Source organism: Adlercreutzia muris (assembly GCF_041223505.1).
Lineage (GTDB): Bacteria > Actinomycetota > Coriobacteriia > Coriobacteriales > Eggerthellaceae > Adlercreutzia > Adlercreutzia muris.
Genome location: NZ_JBCLQK010000006.1, coordinates 175,798 through 190,670 on the forward strand (window position 1 = coordinate 175,798; position 14,873 = coordinate 190,670).

At 66.7% G+C, this 14,873-nt stretch carries 13 protein-coding genes; 8 read left to right on the forward strand and 5 right to left on the reverse strand.

What is annotated here, in order from left to right; all coding sequences use genetic code 11:
* Position 1 precedes the first annotated feature (1 nt).
* From AAK988_RS07375 to AAK988_RS07390, 4 genes are all read left to right on the forward strand, one after another.
* The gene (locus AAK988_RS07375) at positions 2-619 is read left to right on the forward strand and encodes a 4Fe-4S dicluster domain-containing protein (protein ID WP_160347107.1); all 618 of its coding nucleotides are present in this window, start codon (positions 2-4) and stop codon (positions 617-619) included.
* A complete protein-coding gene (locus AAK988_RS07380) occupies positions 582-1,337 on the forward strand; it encodes a TorD/DmsD family molecular chaperone (protein WP_369880571.1) in 756 nt (251 codons plus the stop codon). The genes AAK988_RS07375 and AAK988_RS07380 overlap by 38 nt, the downstream gene beginning before the upstream one ends.
* Before the next feature lie 113 nt (positions 1,338-1,450).
* The gene (locus tag AAK988_RS07385) at positions 1,451-2,686 is read left to right on the forward strand and encodes an MFS transporter (RefSeq protein WP_369872519.1); all 1,236 of its coding nucleotides are present in this window, start codon (positions 1,451-1,453) and stop codon (positions 2,684-2,686) included.
* 83 nt (positions 2,687-2,769) lie between these two features.
* On the forward strand, positions 2,770-2,892 hold the full coding sequence (locus AAK988_RS07390) for a hypothetical protein (RefSeq protein ID WP_369872518.1): 123 nt from the start codon (positions 2,770-2,772) through the stop codon (positions 2,890-2,892).
* Positions 2,893-2,978: 86 nt separating this feature from the next.
* On the opposite strand, the gene AAK988_RS07395 is transcribed toward AAK988_RS07390, so the two are convergent.
* Positions 2,979-3,302, reverse strand: coding sequence for a heavy metal-binding domain-containing protein (locus tag AAK988_RS07395; RefSeq protein ID WP_369880573.1), 324 nt, complete (start codon positions 3,300-3,302; stop codon positions 2,979-2,981).
* Between the two features lie 66 nt (positions 3,303-3,368).
* Between AAK988_RS07395 and AAK988_RS07400 the strand changes: the two genes are divergently transcribed.
* Positions 3,369-4,076 carry a class I SAM-dependent methyltransferase gene (locus tag AAK988_RS07400; protein ID WP_136435184.1) on the forward strand — a complete coding sequence of 236 codons (708 nt, stop codon included), beginning with the start codon at positions 3,369-3,371 and terminating at the stop codon, positions 4,074-4,076.
* Positions 4,077-4,145: 69 nt separating this feature from the next.
* Here the strand turns inward: AAK988_RS07400 and ahcY are convergent, their stop codons facing one another.
* Complete coding sequence (gene ahcY, locus AAK988_RS07405) at positions 4,146-5,402, reverse strand: adenosylhomocysteinase (RefSeq protein ID WP_369880574.1); 1,257 nt, start codon at positions 5,400-5,402, stop codon at positions 4,146-4,148.
* A 324-nt stretch (positions 5,403-5,726) separates the two neighbouring features.
* Here ahcY and AAK988_RS07410 point away from each other — a divergent pair, with 324 nt between their 5' ends.
* On the forward strand, positions 5,727-7,055 hold the full coding sequence (locus AAK988_RS07410) for a glycosyltransferase family 2 protein (RefSeq protein ID WP_369872516.1): 1,329 nt from the start codon (positions 5,727-5,729) through the stop codon (positions 7,053-7,055).
* 121 nt (positions 7,056-7,176) lie between these two features.
* Here AAK988_RS07410 and AAK988_RS07415 read toward each other — a convergent pair whose 3' ends face one another.
* Positions 7,177-7,863: a ComF family protein gene (locus AAK988_RS07415; RefSeq protein WP_170272805.1), complete on the reverse strand. Its 687-nt coding sequence runs from the start codon at positions 7,861-7,863 to the stop codon at positions 7,177-7,179.
* Between the two features lie 860 nt (positions 7,864-8,723).
* On the opposite strand from AAK988_RS07415, the gene AAK988_RS07420 reads away from it, so the two are divergent.
* On the forward strand, positions 8,724-9,737 hold the full coding sequence (locus tag AAK988_RS07420) for a substrate-binding periplasmic protein (RefSeq protein ID WP_242369544.1): 1,014 nt from the start codon (positions 8,724-8,726) through the stop codon (positions 9,735-9,737).
* 138 nt (positions 9,738-9,875) lie between these two features.
* Here the strand turns inward: AAK988_RS07420 and AAK988_RS07425 are convergent, their stop codons facing one another.
* A complete protein-coding gene (locus AAK988_RS07425) occupies positions 9,876-10,805 on the reverse strand; it encodes a SufB/SufD family protein (protein ID WP_016308589.1) in 930 nt (309 codons plus the stop codon).
* A gap of 188 nt (positions 10,806-10,993) precedes the next feature.
* Positions 10,994-11,770: an ABC transporter ATP-binding protein gene (locus AAK988_RS07430; protein WP_135971081.1), complete on the reverse strand. Its 777-nt coding sequence runs from the start codon at positions 11,768-11,770 to the stop codon at positions 10,994-10,996.
* A gap of 164 nt (positions 11,771-11,934) precedes the next feature.
* Between AAK988_RS07430 and AAK988_RS07435 the strand changes: the two genes are divergently transcribed.
* On the forward strand, positions 11,935-14,847 hold the full coding sequence (locus AAK988_RS07435; protein ID WP_369880575.1) for an insulinase family protein: 2,913 nt from the start codon (positions 11,935-11,937) through the stop codon (positions 14,845-14,847).
* Positions 14,848-14,873: the final 26 nt, after the last annotated feature.

Here is a 14,873-nt window from a genome sequence, read left to right on the forward strand (position 1 = left end):
CATGGCCCAGATGGGATTTCTCATTAACAGTGCCGAGTGCACCGGCTGCAAGGCCTGCGAGCTGGCCTGCAAGGATGTGCACAGCTTCGATGTCGGACCCCGCGCTCGCCGCGTGCGCGAGGTGTGCGGCGGCGGCTGGAGCCAGGACGCCTCGGGCGCCTGGGCTCCTTCGGGAGTGTTCTCCTACTCGGTGAGCTACTCGTGCGGCCACTGCATGAACCCCGCTTGCGTGGAGGCTTGCCCCACCGGAGCCCATGCAAAGGACCCCGATACCGGCATTGTCTCCATCAACGAGGAGGAGTGCATCGGCTGCCGTGCCTGCGTGGAGGCTTGCCCCTACAGTGCTCCGCAGTTCGTGGAGGCCAAGGGCGTGACTCAGAAGTGCGACATGTGCGCCGAGTTGCAGGCCCATGGCGAGGAGCCGGCCTGCGTAGCCATCTGCCCGCAGCGTGCCCTGAAGGTAGGCGATTTGAGCGAGTTGCGCGCCGAGTTCGGCGACTGCGCCGATGTGGCTCCGCTGCCCGCCTCGGCTGAGACGGCTCCCAGCGTGGTCATCGTGGCCCATCGCAACGCAAAGACGGATGCTGGCGACGTGCGCATGCTGTCGCTGGAGCAGTAGGAAAGGGAGCGACCATGGGCGAGACGACGATGGCGGCCGACGATGTGCGGGCCGCGGTGTTGGAAGAGGCCGGGGTCCTGTTCACGCTGCTCGGCCGTCTTTTCCACGGGGTACCCGACCGCGAGTTGATCGCGGGGGTGGCCGACGGGGGTCTGTTCGACGAGATGCCTTTCGCGACAGGCGCGGATGCCGAGGCGGCACGGGAAAACTCGCGACCTGGACGAGCCAGTGCGCCTCGCTCTTCTCCGATGACGACTTCCATGCCTTGTCGGCGGACTATACCCGTCTGTTCGTGGGGGCGCGCCGAGTGCTCGCTCCCATGTGGGAGTCGGTGTACTTCAACAAGGATCGCATGGTGTTCCAGCACCAGACTTTCGAGGTGCGGGCCGCCTACGCCCGCTACGGACTGGAAGTGGACGCGCTGTCCCACGAGCCCGACGATCATCTGGCCTCCGAGCTCTTGTTCATCGGGCGCCTGTGCCACATGGGCGCTGAGGCGGCTCGGCGCGGGGATGCGGCCGAGGCGGATCGTGTCGTGGCCGATGCGGTGTCGTTCGCCGTATGCCACCCCATGACGTGGGTGCCGCAATGGCGCGAGTTGGTGGAGCGTCATGCGCGCTGCGATTTCTACCGGGGCTATGCGGCCCTTGTGGACGCCGCCCTGCGTCAGCTCGAGGATGAGCTGGGCAGTGCGTGCGCCCGCGTGGCGGCCGCCTAGCCGCTTCTCGTATACGGCCCGGAAGCGCTCCCTCCCTGCTTCCGGGCTTTTTCTTGTGAGGGGAGGGGAGACGGGCTATGATGCTCGCAATGCCGAGGGATGAGGAGGGGGCTATGGCGGCGCCTGGGGGACGCGCGCTGGTCGCGGGAATCGCCGGATTTTCCATCAACATGCTTTTGGGTGTCGTTTACAGCTGGTCGGTTTTCGTCGGCCCTCTGGAGGCGCAGTTTGCCTGGGTGCGCACCGACACCTCGATGGTGTTCAGCGTATCCATGGTCATGCTGTGCGCAGGCCAACTCGTCTCGGGGTGGCTCATTGCCCGAACATCGCCGCGCTTCGTTATGGCGCTCTCGGCCGCACTGGCGGCTCTCGGCTTCGTTTCCACCGCTGCTGCCAATGGCCTGGCATGGGTCTGCGTCTCCTACGGAGTTGTGTGCGGCCTGTCCGTGGGGCTGGGCGCCAACTGTGTGCTCGCCACGGTGCTGCCGTGGTTTTCTGGGTGTCGAGGCACCGTCTCGGGGCTGCTGCTGGCGGGAGTGGGGTTGGGAACCTTCGCGCTCGCCCCGGCCGTTGCGGCTGTTCTGGCAACCTGGGGTTGGCGAACCGCCTTTGTCGCGCTAGGAGGCGCCTTCGGGGTTCTCCTGGGTTTCGGCGCTACGGTTCTGCGCCTTCCGCGCCCCGGGGAGCTCTCCGAGGAGCGCGCCGCTCCGCAGGAGGTCGGCGCAGAAGGGGCGTCGGCGCCGTCTGGCGGCATGATGCCGAGAGCTATGGTCGCATCCCCTGTCTTCTGGATGTTCTTCGCCTGGATGGTGTTCATCAGCACGGGCGGCATGGCCCTGGTCAGCAATGCTGTGCCGGCGGCTCTCGAGGTGCTTAAAGACGAAGGAGGGGAGGCCTATTTGCTCGCCTCGGCGGCCATGGGCTCTATCGGGGCCTTCAATGCCGCTGGCCGTCTGGGGGCCGGATGGCTCTGGGATCGCGCTGGAGCGCGGCGCACTATGACGATCGTTTCCGCCACCTACGGGTGTGCGCTCTTGGCCTGCGTCGCCGCTGTCGAGCTGGCCCTGTTCCCCCTCATCGTTGTGGGATTCATGCTGCTCGGCGCCGCCTATGGCGGCTCGGTGTCGGCGGCTTCGGCTTTCACGGGAGAGCGATTCGGCATGGCCCACTATGCCATGAACTACGCCCTCGTCAATGCCAACCTCGTGTTGGCCTCGATGGTCGGTCCCGGCTTGGCGGGCGCTGCTCAGGTGGGCGCGCACACCTACCTGCCTGCCTACGGCGTGCTCGTCCTCGCCGCCTTCGCCGCTATCCTGATCGCCCGTTTCTTGCCGGCCGGGCGACACTGATCCGCTTTTCCTCGGAAAGCATGAGAGGCTAAACGCTGTAACTGGAGCTATCTTGCATCATAGAGTCTATAAAGCTGCATAGTGTGCAGCATCGTTCCTTTTATAGAAGTGAAGCGGTGAGCCGCTGGGCCTTCTTCGCCGAGGAGGCCGCCCTGTCCGAGCCGATCGCGGCCGCGCTCGCCGCACAGTTCGTGTCTCTGGAGTGAGCGAGCTTTTTCGGGCGAATCGAAATACCGATGCGCCTACCCCTTTTGGGGAATGCGGGGTACGTGAACTCCTCGCGGCTGACCCTCTACGCCGCTTCCACGGTGACGGCGGTGCCCGAGGCGGTCACCATGAGCATATTACCCTGGCCCAGGACCTCGTAGTCCATATCCACGCCGACGATGGCGTGGGCGCCTAGGGCCGCCGCCCGCTGCTGCATCTCGGCCACGGCCTGGTTGCGGGCCTGCATGAGCTCCTCCTCATAGCCGGCCGATCGGCCGCCCACCAGGTTGCGAATGCCGGCGCCGAAGTCTCTTAGGAAGTTGATACCGGTGATGACCTCGCCGAACACGATGCCGTAGTAGCCGGTGATGCGGTATCCCTCGACGGTGGGGGTGGTGGTGACGATCATGGCGCTCCTCTCTTGGAAGTTTACAGGTGCGAGTATAATACCCGAAATCGAGAAAGCGAGGCTGGCATGGCGGATGAGACGCTGCGACGGTATTACGACGGGCTTCCCCGGGAAGGGGGTTTTCCGGCTCGCTGTCATATGGAGTTGCCGCGACGCACGCTTTCCGGCGCTCGCGTTGTCAACGTGGGCTGTCGCCGCGGCAAGGGCTGCTATAAGCTCAGCGAGCTTGTGGGCCCGACGGGCCGCGTCACAGGCATCGACTGGCGACCGTCGCTCATCGACGAGGCCCGCGCCGGGGTGTCGGCGGCCCTGGAGCGCAGCCGAATGCCGCACAGCAACATGACGTTTGCCGTGGCCTACCCCGAGCGGCTCAGGAGCGCAGTGGCGCCGGAGTCGGCGGATTACGTGTATCTGAACAGCTCGTTTGCGCTGTTCGCCGATCCTCTTCAGGCTTTGCGGGAATGCCGGGCGGTACTTGTGCCGGGCGGCTCGCTCCTCATTGAATGCGCGGTAGCCGACAGCGAGGGGTCCGCTGCGGCCCGCGCGCTCGTCGTCGAGGCGGCCCGGCATCTCGGCAACGCCGTGCAGGCGGCTCCCTCGCGGGCGCAGCTGATGGGCTGGCTCGCCGAAGCGGGTTTCATGGCGCCTGTGCTGCGCGAAGAGCATGAGGTTGCCGCCGATCGGGGAAGTGTCTTCGACCATCGGGTGCCCACGGTGCCCGGCGATGACGCGGCCTACCGCCTCGTGGCCCTGGAGGCGCGCAAGCCCCGCTAGCAGCCCGCGCCTACGATAAAGGGCGCCCCGTGAGGGAGCGCCCCGATTCATGTGATCTGTCCCGCGGGCCTAGAAGTTCCAGCTGTTCATGTAGGCGATCTGCTCCTCGGTGAGGGTGTCGATCTCGATGCCCAACGTCTCCAGCTTCACGCGGGCCACGTCATCATCGATGGCAGCGGGCACGTCGTACACCTTGTTCTCCAGCTCATCGGCATGCTTGAACAGGTACTCGGCGGCCAGGGCCTGGTTGGCGAAGCTCATGTCCATCACGCTGGCCGGGTGCCCCTCGGCGCAGGCCAGGTTCACGAGGCGCCCCTCGGCCAGCACGGTGACGGTACGGCCGTCGGATAGGGTGTACTCCTCCACGAGCGGTTTGAGCTCCTCCACCTTCACGGCGTGCTCGCGCAGCCACTTCATGTTGATCTCGGAGTCGAAGTGTCCCGAGTTGCAGATGATGGCGCCGTCCTTCATGTTCTTGAAAGCCGGCTCGTCGATGACGTTGCAGTCGCCGGTGACGGTGACCCACACGTCGGCGAAGCGGGCGGCCTCGGCGGCCTTCATCACGCGGTAGCCCTCCATATGGGCCTCCAGGGCCTTCAGGGGATCCACCTCGCAGACGATGACGTCCATGCCCATGCCGCGGGCGCGCTGGGCCAGGCCGCTGCCGCAGTAGCCGAAGCCGGATACCACCATGGTGCGGCCGCACAGAAGGCGGTTCGTGGCGCGGACGATGCCGTCCAAGGTGGACTGGCCCGTGCCGTAGTGGTTGTCGAAGCAGTGCTTGGTGTTGGCGTCGTTGATGTTGAACACCGGATAGCGCAGGGCACCCTCGGCGGCCATGGCCATAAGGCGCACCACGCCGGTGGTGGTCTCCTCGGTGCCGCCGATGACGTCGGCCAGCTTGTCGGTGAACTTGGTGTGCAGGGCCGTATCCAGATCGGCGCCGTCGTCCATGATGATCTGCGGGTTGGTGGCCACGATCTCGGCGATGTGGCGCTCGTAGGTCTCGCCGTCCTCGCCGGCGATGGCATACACGGACACGCCGTAGTCGCGCACGAGGGAGGCGGCGGTGTCGTCCTGGGTGGAAAGCGGGTTCGAGGCGCACAGCGCCACCTCGGCGCCGGAGGCCACCAGCGTGCGCATGAGGTTCGCCGTCTCGGTGGTCACGTGCATGCAGGCGCCGATGCGCACGCCCTCAAGCGGGCGCTCTTCGGCGAAGCGCTCGCGGATGCGGGCGAGCACCGGCATGTCGCGGTCGGCCCAGAGAATGCGGGCCTGGCCCTCGTCGGCCAGGGTGATGTCCTTGATGTCGCAGGCTTTGCTCACGGATTGCTTCCTTTCCTGAAGGCGGCCGCGGTTCCGGCGCGGGCGTCGGCACGCGGTATCGCCAGGGTGCGATTGCATGCGAAACAGGGTAGCACAGCGGCGCGGCGGCGTGGGGGAGTGTCCCGGTCGTCGGAAAAACCTTACGCTTCCCTTACATATATGGAGGGGGTGTGGGGCAAATGCGGAGAGGCGGGGCCGCTTTGTGGGCAAATGGCATCAAATGGCCCTCTCGGACGCAAACATCGTGCGCAGGGCGGTGTTGGCGGCTATAATTCAGGCGTTTGTGCACACGCGCCTGACGGCGCACGTCCAAGGAGTACATTGGTGTTCGATACCGTAGCTTCGCAAGTGTCGGCGTTGTCCTTCGTTGACATCTTCAACTTCTGCGTGTTCCTGACCTTTACCCTGTGCTACACCTATCAGCTCTACTACGTGCTGGTCGTTCTCACCCGTCGTGCCCCCAAGCGCACGGCTGCGCGCAACCACCGCTACGCTGTCATGGTGGCTGCCCGCAACGAGGAGGCGGTCATCGCCGATCTCATCCATTCCATCAAGGTGCAGAACTACCCCGCCGAGCTCATCGATGTGTTCGTCATCGCCGATAACTGCACCGACCGCACGGCCGAGGTGGCCCGCGAGGCCGGCGCCATCGTGTTTCCGCGCCACAACGACAAGCAGGTGGGGAAGGGCTACGCCCTCGACTGGGGCCTGAAGGCCATCTGGGAGCAGTATGCCGACAAAGACTACGAGGCCTATTTCGTCTTCGACGCCGACAACGTGCTGGACGTGAACTACTTCCGCGAGATGAACGCCACCTTCGACGGGGGCGCCCAGGCCTCCACCTCCTATCGCAACTCCAAGAACTTCGGCAGCAACTGGATCTCGGCCGGCTACGGCGTGTGGTTCCTGCGCGAGGCCAAGTTCCTCAACCAGGCGCGGCTCACGCTGAACACCTCCTGCGCGGTGTCAGGCACCGGTTTCTTCATCGCGGCCGACATCCTGAAGAAGGCCGGCGGCTGGAAGTGGCACCTGCTCACCGAGGACATCGAGTTCTCCGCCTCCTCCATCATCGACGGGGTGCGCATCTCCTACTGCCCCACGGCGGTGCTCTACGATGAGCAGCCCATCACCTTCCGCGATTCCTGGAACCAGCGCTTCCGCTGGGCCAAGGGCTTCTACCAGGTGTTCGCCCATTATGCCGGCGGTCTGGTGAAGGGGGCGGTGGTCAACCCCCGCGGCTATCGCTTCGCCTGCTACGACATGCTTATGACCATTGCCCCGGGCATGCTGCTCTCCATCATCTCCATCCTGTTCAACTCCATCATCATCGTGCTGGCCGCTACGGGCGTCATGTCCGGCGGCGTGGCCATCGCCAGCTCGGTGACATCGGTCGTCTTCTGCCTGTGCAACTACCTCGTGTTCATGTTCGTGTTCGGCGTGCTGACCACCTTCGTCGAATGGGACTCCATTCGCACCACGACGGCGAAGAAGATCCGCTACATGTTCACGTTCCCCATCTTCATGCTCACCTATATTCCCATCGCGCTTATCGCCCTCGTGAAGAAGGCGGCCTGGAAGCCCATCAGGCACTCCATTTCCGTGGACGTGGCCGAGTTCTCCGAGGCCGAGGGCGTCCGCCTCTCTTCCAAGTAGGGTCCTTCCCAGCCCCCTTCGCCGTGCTGTAGCACAAGGCAGGCCCGAGGGCAGTCGCTTGGTCGGTGCAAGCTCCCCTGAACCGTTTTGCGTAGGCGCGTCTTCTCGGGCGCGCCTTTTCTTATGTCCGGGCGAAGGTGGCGCAGTAGACGGTGTGGGCACCTCCTTCCCGCAGGGCCTCGACGGCCGCCATGAGCGTGGAGCCGGTGGTGCACACGTCGTCCACGAGGATGATCGCCGGGGGTATGGTGGCTCCGGGGAGCGCCCGCATAGACGCCCGCATGTTCTGGATGCGGGCCGTGCGCGACAGGCGCCGCTGGTCGAGGCGGCGCGGGGCGGCCAGAAGCGGCGCCCACTCGGCTCCGATGATCCAGGACAGCTCCCGGGCCAGCAGCTCGGCGTGGTCGAACCCGCGGCGCCGTCGGGCGCCGGGCGTGGCGGGCACGAAGGCCACGGCCGGCTCGTCGGCGAGCCAGGCCGGCGGCAGATAGCGGCCCATGATGGCCGCCATGGGCCGGGCGAGACCCCGTTCCCCCTGATCCTTGTACACGGTGACGACGCGCCGGGCCGCCTCGGTGAGGACGAGCGCGCTCACGGCGCCGTCCCAGGGAGGCTCCTTGCAGCCGAAGGGGGCCATGAGCACGGGGTTGCACTCAGTGCACTGCACCCGCCCGTAGGGGGCGCCGCAACGGGGGCAGGCGAGGGTCGCATCGATGTAGGGGAGGCGACGTGCGCAGCGGTCGCACAGGACGGTGCCCGGTGCGTCGCAGAGGGCGCAGCGGGTGGGGAAGAGGGTCTCGGCGAACACCTCGAAGGCCCGCTGGCGCAGGTGGTGCCCGGCCGTGGCGGATGGCGGCTGTTCCCGCTGGCGCTGCGGTGCCGCGTGCCGTCGACGCCGATGGCGCTGCGTCCCGCGTTCCTTGCTCGGGGACTGCAGCGCGCCTGTCCGCTCCTGCCGCCCGCGGGGTGCGGGGCGCCCAGCGCGGCACGGTATTGCCGGGGCTGCGGGCGGATCGGCGGCAAGAGTAAAGAGGGGGAGTTGTTCGGCCTTGGTTTCCATGGGAGCAGTGTAGCGGGCGCAAATCGCGAAAAGTTCGCCGCCGAGCCGCAGCTAGATCCCGCCGCGCACCTACGGTGTGCCGTTTCCACGCCGTTTCGCCGACCCGCTCGTGCCCCGGCATCGCCTCGCCCCTATCGCCGGCGCGCCGCCCCGGCGGCCCTTCGGCACCCTCGCGGCATGCCGCCCTGATCGCCCGCGCGCCGCCCTCGCGTCCCGCACCGCCCGCTGTCGGGCCGCTGCCGCGTCCGCCGGCCCGCGTTTGCCGTTTGTCACCCGTAGGTTCTCTGGGCTTTTCCCCATGGGGGTCGGCTTCTGCTACACTTATCGGTGCTTCTTTCGGGTCTGTAGTTGCGGGAGGGCCTGCGGGTGCTCCCAAGTCCATGGCAGATGCGGTCGAAAGGATCCACGTAAGCGGCTGGGCCCGCCCGGCGTGAGCATGGCGTATCCTAGAGGTAAGTCGCACCGTCCGCACCCGTTTCGCAGTCAAGATCCTGCGACGGACGAGAGGGTCAGTAGCGCAAGCGAACGCCCCAGTGCGCGAGTGTGGGGTCAAAGACTAGGTCAGTCGGAAGAGGCACTGTGACACGACGTACTAGACGGAGGACATTGTGAGAAGACGCCAGTTCGTTATGGTCGCCCTCGGGGCGGCGCTTGCCTGCATGACTTTCATGCTGGCCGGCTGCAACGGCTCGAACGACTATCGCCCCCAGCTGAAGGAGGCTGCGGTGCAGACGCCGGTCATCGGCGAGGAGGGCACCCTGCGCGTGGGCGTCAACACCGAGAACCCGCCCTTGGCCGGCATGGGCAACGGCAAGATCATCGGCATCGATGTGGATATCGCCGCCGCGCTCGCCGATGAGCTGGGCCTGAAGCTCTCCATCGTTGAGACTGGCTCCGATCCGGCAGCGGCCCTGGCCAACAACGAGGCCGACGTCATCCTGGGTATCGATAACGCCAGCGCCGAGGGCGACTTCTGGATGTCCCCGTCCTATCTGCCCACGGGCATTGCCCTGTTCTCCCTCAGCCCCGATGCCGGCGTTCCCCAGCCCGGCGGCGATGCCACCTTCGCCGCGCAGGTATCCTCGAAGAGCGCCTGGGCCGTGACCAACGAGTTCGGCGAGGGGGCCCTCACCTCCACTGACAGCCTGAGCGAGGCCTTCCAGGCCCTCAAGGCCGGTACGGTGCAGTACGTGGCCGCCGATGCCATCATCGGCCTGTACGCCGCCCACGGGGTGGACGACGGGCTCGATGTGTCCATCGTGGCCATGCTCATGAAACCGAGCGGCTACTGCATGGCGGTGGCCAGCGCCAACACCGATCTGCAGACCGCCGCCGGCGATGTGCTGGCGAACCTGGCCGGCAACGGCACCATCAGCGTCATCGAGCGCAAGTGGCTCGGCACCTCGGTGGCCCTCGATGACCTGACGGTCATCGACGAGACCACGCCCGTCTCCTCTTCCGACGACGGTTCCGGTGACGGAAGCGACGGCTCGGGCGAGGAGGGCGCCGACGATGGCAGCGACGGCGACGGTGCCGGTGACGATGGCGCGTCCGGCGACGGCGACGGGTCCGGCGACGGCGACGGGTCCGGCGGCGACACCGGTGACGAGGATACCGAATAGCCGAAAGCTTCTCAGCCATAGGGAAGACATGTATCGGGAAGGGCGACCGCATCGTGCGCGGCCGCCCTTCCCTTATTCCATCGTCAGGACATCGAAAAGCGGTCCTGATGGACCGCTTTTTGCTGGTTGGAGTGCGCCTTAGCTCAAGAAGTCGTCCAAGATCTCGGCCTCGGCCTCTTCCTCGGTCAGCCCCAACGTCATGAGCTTCACGATCTGGTCGCCGGCGATCTTGCCGATGGCGGCCTCGTGCACGAGCATGGCGTCCTCGCTGGCCGCCTCGATGCCGGGGATGGCCTTCACCTTGGCGTTGCCCATGATGATGGCGTCGCACTGCACGTGCCCGCGGCAGGCGCACTCGCCGATGACGAGCGGATTGAACACCTGCACGGAATCGTCCTGGGCCACCGAGCGGGAGATCACCTGCACGGAAGACCCCTCGCCCTTCAATTCCACTTTCATGTTGGAGATGGCGGTCTGGTTGCCGTGGGTGAGTAGCTTCTCGGTGAGCACCAGCTTCGCGCCCGCACCCAGCTCGGCGTTGGTGTCGCGCTCGGTGCTGGTCACGCCGCGCAGCTGCACCATCTCCATCTCGCAGGACGAGCCCTCCTCCATGTACACGTTGGTGGTGGGGTTCAAAATGCGCTCGCCTGAGCCCTCGCCCTCGCCGTAGTGCTTCTCGACGTAGCGGATGCGGGCGTTCTTGCCGATATAGAAGCTGTGGATGCCGTCGTGCTCGGAGGCATCATGGGAGTCGTTGTGGATGCCGCAGCCGGCGATGATGGTGACATCGCAATCGTCGCCCACGTAGAAGGTGTTGTACACCACGTCCTTCAGGCCCGACTTCGTCACGATGACGGGGATGTACACCGTCTCGCCCTTGGTGCCCGGCGCGATGCGGATGTCGATGCCGGGGTTGTCGGTCTTGGTCTCGATGTCGATGTAGGCGGAAGAATGGCGCTCCACAAGCTCGCCGTCCTTGCGCACGTTGAAGGCGCCCTTCGGCATGCCGTGCATGTTGGCGATCTCGGCGAGCAGGTTCTCGTCGATGGGGGAAAGGTCAACGGCCATGTTCGTTCTCCTTAGTGTTGCAGCGACTCCTCGGGGTCGGGATCGCCGGGTATTCCGATTCGCTCAGACAGTCCTCGCTTGGTTGAACAGGACGTTCAGTCCTGTTCAAGTCGCTGCGGAACTCGCTCGGTCGGAACACCCGCCGCTCCCTCTACGCCGGTACTCGATCGCTGGTAGATTCTGGCGGGTTAGCAGGTGGTGGGAATCTCGGTGAGGTGCAGCTCGGTGGGCACCGACAGAGGGCAGCCGTGGTCGTCCAGGCTGCGGGCGGCGAATCCCAGCTGCGGCATGAGCTCGGCGGGAGTGCCCGTGGCGGCCACGGAGCCGGCCTGCAGAAGCACGATCTCGTCGGCGAGCGAGATGATGCGCTCCTGGTGCGAGATGATAACGATGGAACGGCCGTCGCGGGCCTCGTGGATGTCGCGGAAGGTCTCCGTGAGGCGATCGAAGCTCCACAGATCGATGCCGGCCTCGGGCTCGTCGTAGATGGCCAGCTTCGGGTCGCGGGCCAGAATGGTGGCGATCTCGATGCGCTTCACCTCGCCGCCCGACAGCGACTTGTCCACCTCGCGGGTGAGATAGCTCGCCGAGCACAGGCCCACCTTCGAGAGGTACTCGTTGCAGGCGAGCATGGGCAGCTTCTTGCCGGCGGCGATGTCCAAGAGCTTCTTCACCTTCATGCCGCGAAAGCGCGCCGGCTGCTGGAAGCCGTAGCCGATGCCCAGCTTGGCACGGTCGGTGATGGGCATCTTCGTGATATCGGCGCCGTCGAAGAGGATGGTGCCGCTCGTGGGCTCCTCGATGCCCATGATGAGCTTGGCCAGGGTGGACTTGCCGCCGCCGTTGGGGCCGGTGATGACCGTGAAGCGGCCGTCGGGGATGGTCAGCGACAGATCGTCGATGATGCGCTTGGTGCCGCCGCCGTCGGCCGGTACCTCGAACACCAGGTTCTTCAGTTCAAGCATGGATCGCTCCGTCTCTCGTCTCGGAATCGGGCTGTTTTTCTGTCGCCGATTATAGCGAATATTTTCTCCTCGCGGAGAAATAATAACGACGGCATGAAGGAAGGCGTCCCTTGCGGCCCCGTTGGGTACAATACGGGCGGAAAACGCAGAGAAAGGGCACGGCTATGACCGATACCAAGACCATCGCGGCGCGCCACGGGTTCGCCTGGGAGCGCAGCGAGGACCTGCCGGAGATCGAGGGCACCGCGCACCTCATGACCCACGTGGCCTCGGGGGCGCGGCTCATGTACCTGGCCAACGACGATGCCAACAAGGCCTTCTCCATTAGCTTCAAGACCCCGGCCGCCGATGACACGGGTGTCTTCCACATCTTGGAGCACTCGGTGCTGTGCGGGTCGGAGAAGTTCCCCGTGAAGGAGCCCTTCGTCAACTTGCTGAAGACCTCCATGCAGACCTTTCTGAATGCCATGACCTTCCCGGACAAGACCATGTACCCGGTGGCCTCCACCAACGAGCGCGACCTGTTGAACCTCATGGACGTGTACCTGGACGCGGTCTTTCGCCCCAACATATATAAGCGCCCGGCCATCTTCGAGCAGGAGGGCTGGCACTGGGAGCTGGAAGGGGAGGGGGATGAGGAGCGCCTCGTCTACAACGGCGTGGTGTACAACGAGATGCGCGGGGCCCTCTCCGAGCCGGACGCGGTGCTGTTCAACGGCCTGTCGGCGGCCTTGTTCCCCGACACCACCTACCGCTTCGAATCGGGCGGCACGCCGGCGGCCATCCCCACGCTGACCTACGAGGCCTTCCTGGAGAACCATCGCCGCCATTACCGTCCCGACAACAGCTATATCATCCTGTACGGCAACCTTGACCTGGATCGCTTCCTCGCCTTCATCGACGAGGGCTACCTGGCGCCGCTTTCCGCCGAGGAGCGCGGGCCCTTGAAGGCGAACCCCCTTGGGTTGCAGGCACCCGTGGTGGCCGAGCCCGTGGCCGTGGCCATGGACACGGCGCCGGAGAACGCCTGCGCCGCCGTGGGCTCGGTCATCGGCACCGCCGCCGAGCGGGAGCGCGTGCTGGCCGCTGACATTCTCATCGACGCTGTCATGGGCTCCAACGAGGCGCCCCTGAAGCGGGCCCTGCTGGATGCCGGCATCGCCGACGACGCTCTGGGCTACGTGGTGGACTCCGTGGCCCAGCCCTTTGCCGTGGTGTCCCTGCGCGGGGCGCGGCCCGGGGCCGCCGAGCGCTTGGAGGAGATCGTGCGCAGCGAGGCGGCGCGCCTGGCCGACGGCGGCCTCGATCGCGATCTGGTGCGGGCGGCCCTGGCCCACGGGCAGTTCGTCATGCGGGAGCGCAACTTCGGCTATGCCGACGGCGTGGTGCTGGCCATGGCGGCCCTGGGCGGCTGGCTGTACTCCGACGACGACCCCATGGCCTACCTGCGCTTCGACGATCTGTTCGCCGCCCTGACCGCCCGGGTGGAGGAAGGCTACTTCGAGCGGCTGCTGCGCGAGCTGTTCTGCGAGAGCGGCCACTGGGCCCGGGCCGAGGTGGTGCCCGCGGGCGCCGACGGGGAGGCGGCCGCCGAGGCCGACGCCCGGCGCCGCGCCGCGGCCCTCGACCCCCAGGAGGCCGAGGCCATCCGGCGGGCCTGCGCCGATCTGCGGGCGGCCCAGGAGGCCCCCGACGACCCGGCCGCGGTGGCGAAGCTTCCGCAGCTCACCCGCGGCGATATCGGCCCGGCGCCGGCCGAGGAGATGTGGGAGGAGGCCCAGCGCGACGGCGTGGACCTCGTGCGCCACCATGTTCCCACCCACGGACTCGCCTACGCCTACCGCTACTACGATCTGGCCTCCCTCGCCTTCGAGGAGCTGCCCTATGCCGCCGTGCTCGCCAGCGTGCTCGGCAAGCTGGACACTGCCCGCCACAGCGCCGCCGAGATCGACACCCTCTCCCAGGCCCACCTCGGCAACATGGGCTTCGCCTGCGAGGTCCACGAGGACGTGGACGACCGCGACCGCATCCGCCCGGTGCTCGTGGCCGGCGCCTCGGCTTTGGGGGAGAACGCCGCCTGGATGGCGACCCTCGTGGACGAGGTGCTCACCGAGACCGACTTCTCCGACACCGAGCGCATCCGTGACATTCTGGCCCAGTGGCGCATTGCCATGGAGCAGTCCTTCGCCGCCAACGGCCACACCGCGGCCATGGCCCGGGCCGCCTCCTACTACCTGCCGGCGGATGTGGTGCGCGAGGCGCTGGCCGGGGTGGACTACTACCGCTTTTTGAGGGACCTGCTGGACTCCTTCGACGAGCGGGCCGATGATCTGGCCGCGAAGCTGGGCGATCTGGCGAGGCGCCTTGTGGTGGACGGCAACTGCACGGTGTCGCTGGCCGGCAGCGACGCCGACCTGGATCGCTTCTGGGAGGCCCGCACTCCCGCGGACGGGCCCCGGCCCGAGGCGGCCCTCGTGGTGCCCGCCCCGGTCAACCGCCGCGAGGCCTTCGCCGTGCCCACCGACGTCACCTACACCGCCTGCGGCTGGGATCGCCGCTTGACGGGGCTGCCCTATACGGGTCCGTGGCTTCTGGCCTCGCGCATCCTCACCTACGACTACCTGTGGGGCGAGGTGCGCGTGAAGGGCGGCGCCTACGGCGTGGGCTTCCGCTGCAATCGCGCCGGCTCCTGCCGCTTCTACTCCTACCGCGACCCGCGCATCGACGAGACCCGGGCCCGTTTCGCCGAGGCCGGCTCGTGGCTCGCCGGCGCCTTCGATCCCACCGAGGCCGAGATGGACGGCTACGTGGTGTCGGTCGTGGCCTCCCTGGACGCTCCGGAGAAGGCCCGGGCGCTCCTGCGGCGCCAGGACGGCATGTACTTCGCCGGCTACGGCATCGCCGAGCGCGCCGCCGTGCGCCGCGAGGTGGCCCTGGCCACGGCCGAGGAGGTGCGGGCCTTGGGTCCGGCGGTGGACGCCATCGCCGGGGCCGATTGCGTCTGCGTCTTCGGCAACCGCGACATCATCGAGGCCGCCTCCGGTGAACTTACGGTGATCGATCTCCTCAACCGGTGAGGCGATCCGTTATAATTGAGCCTTCT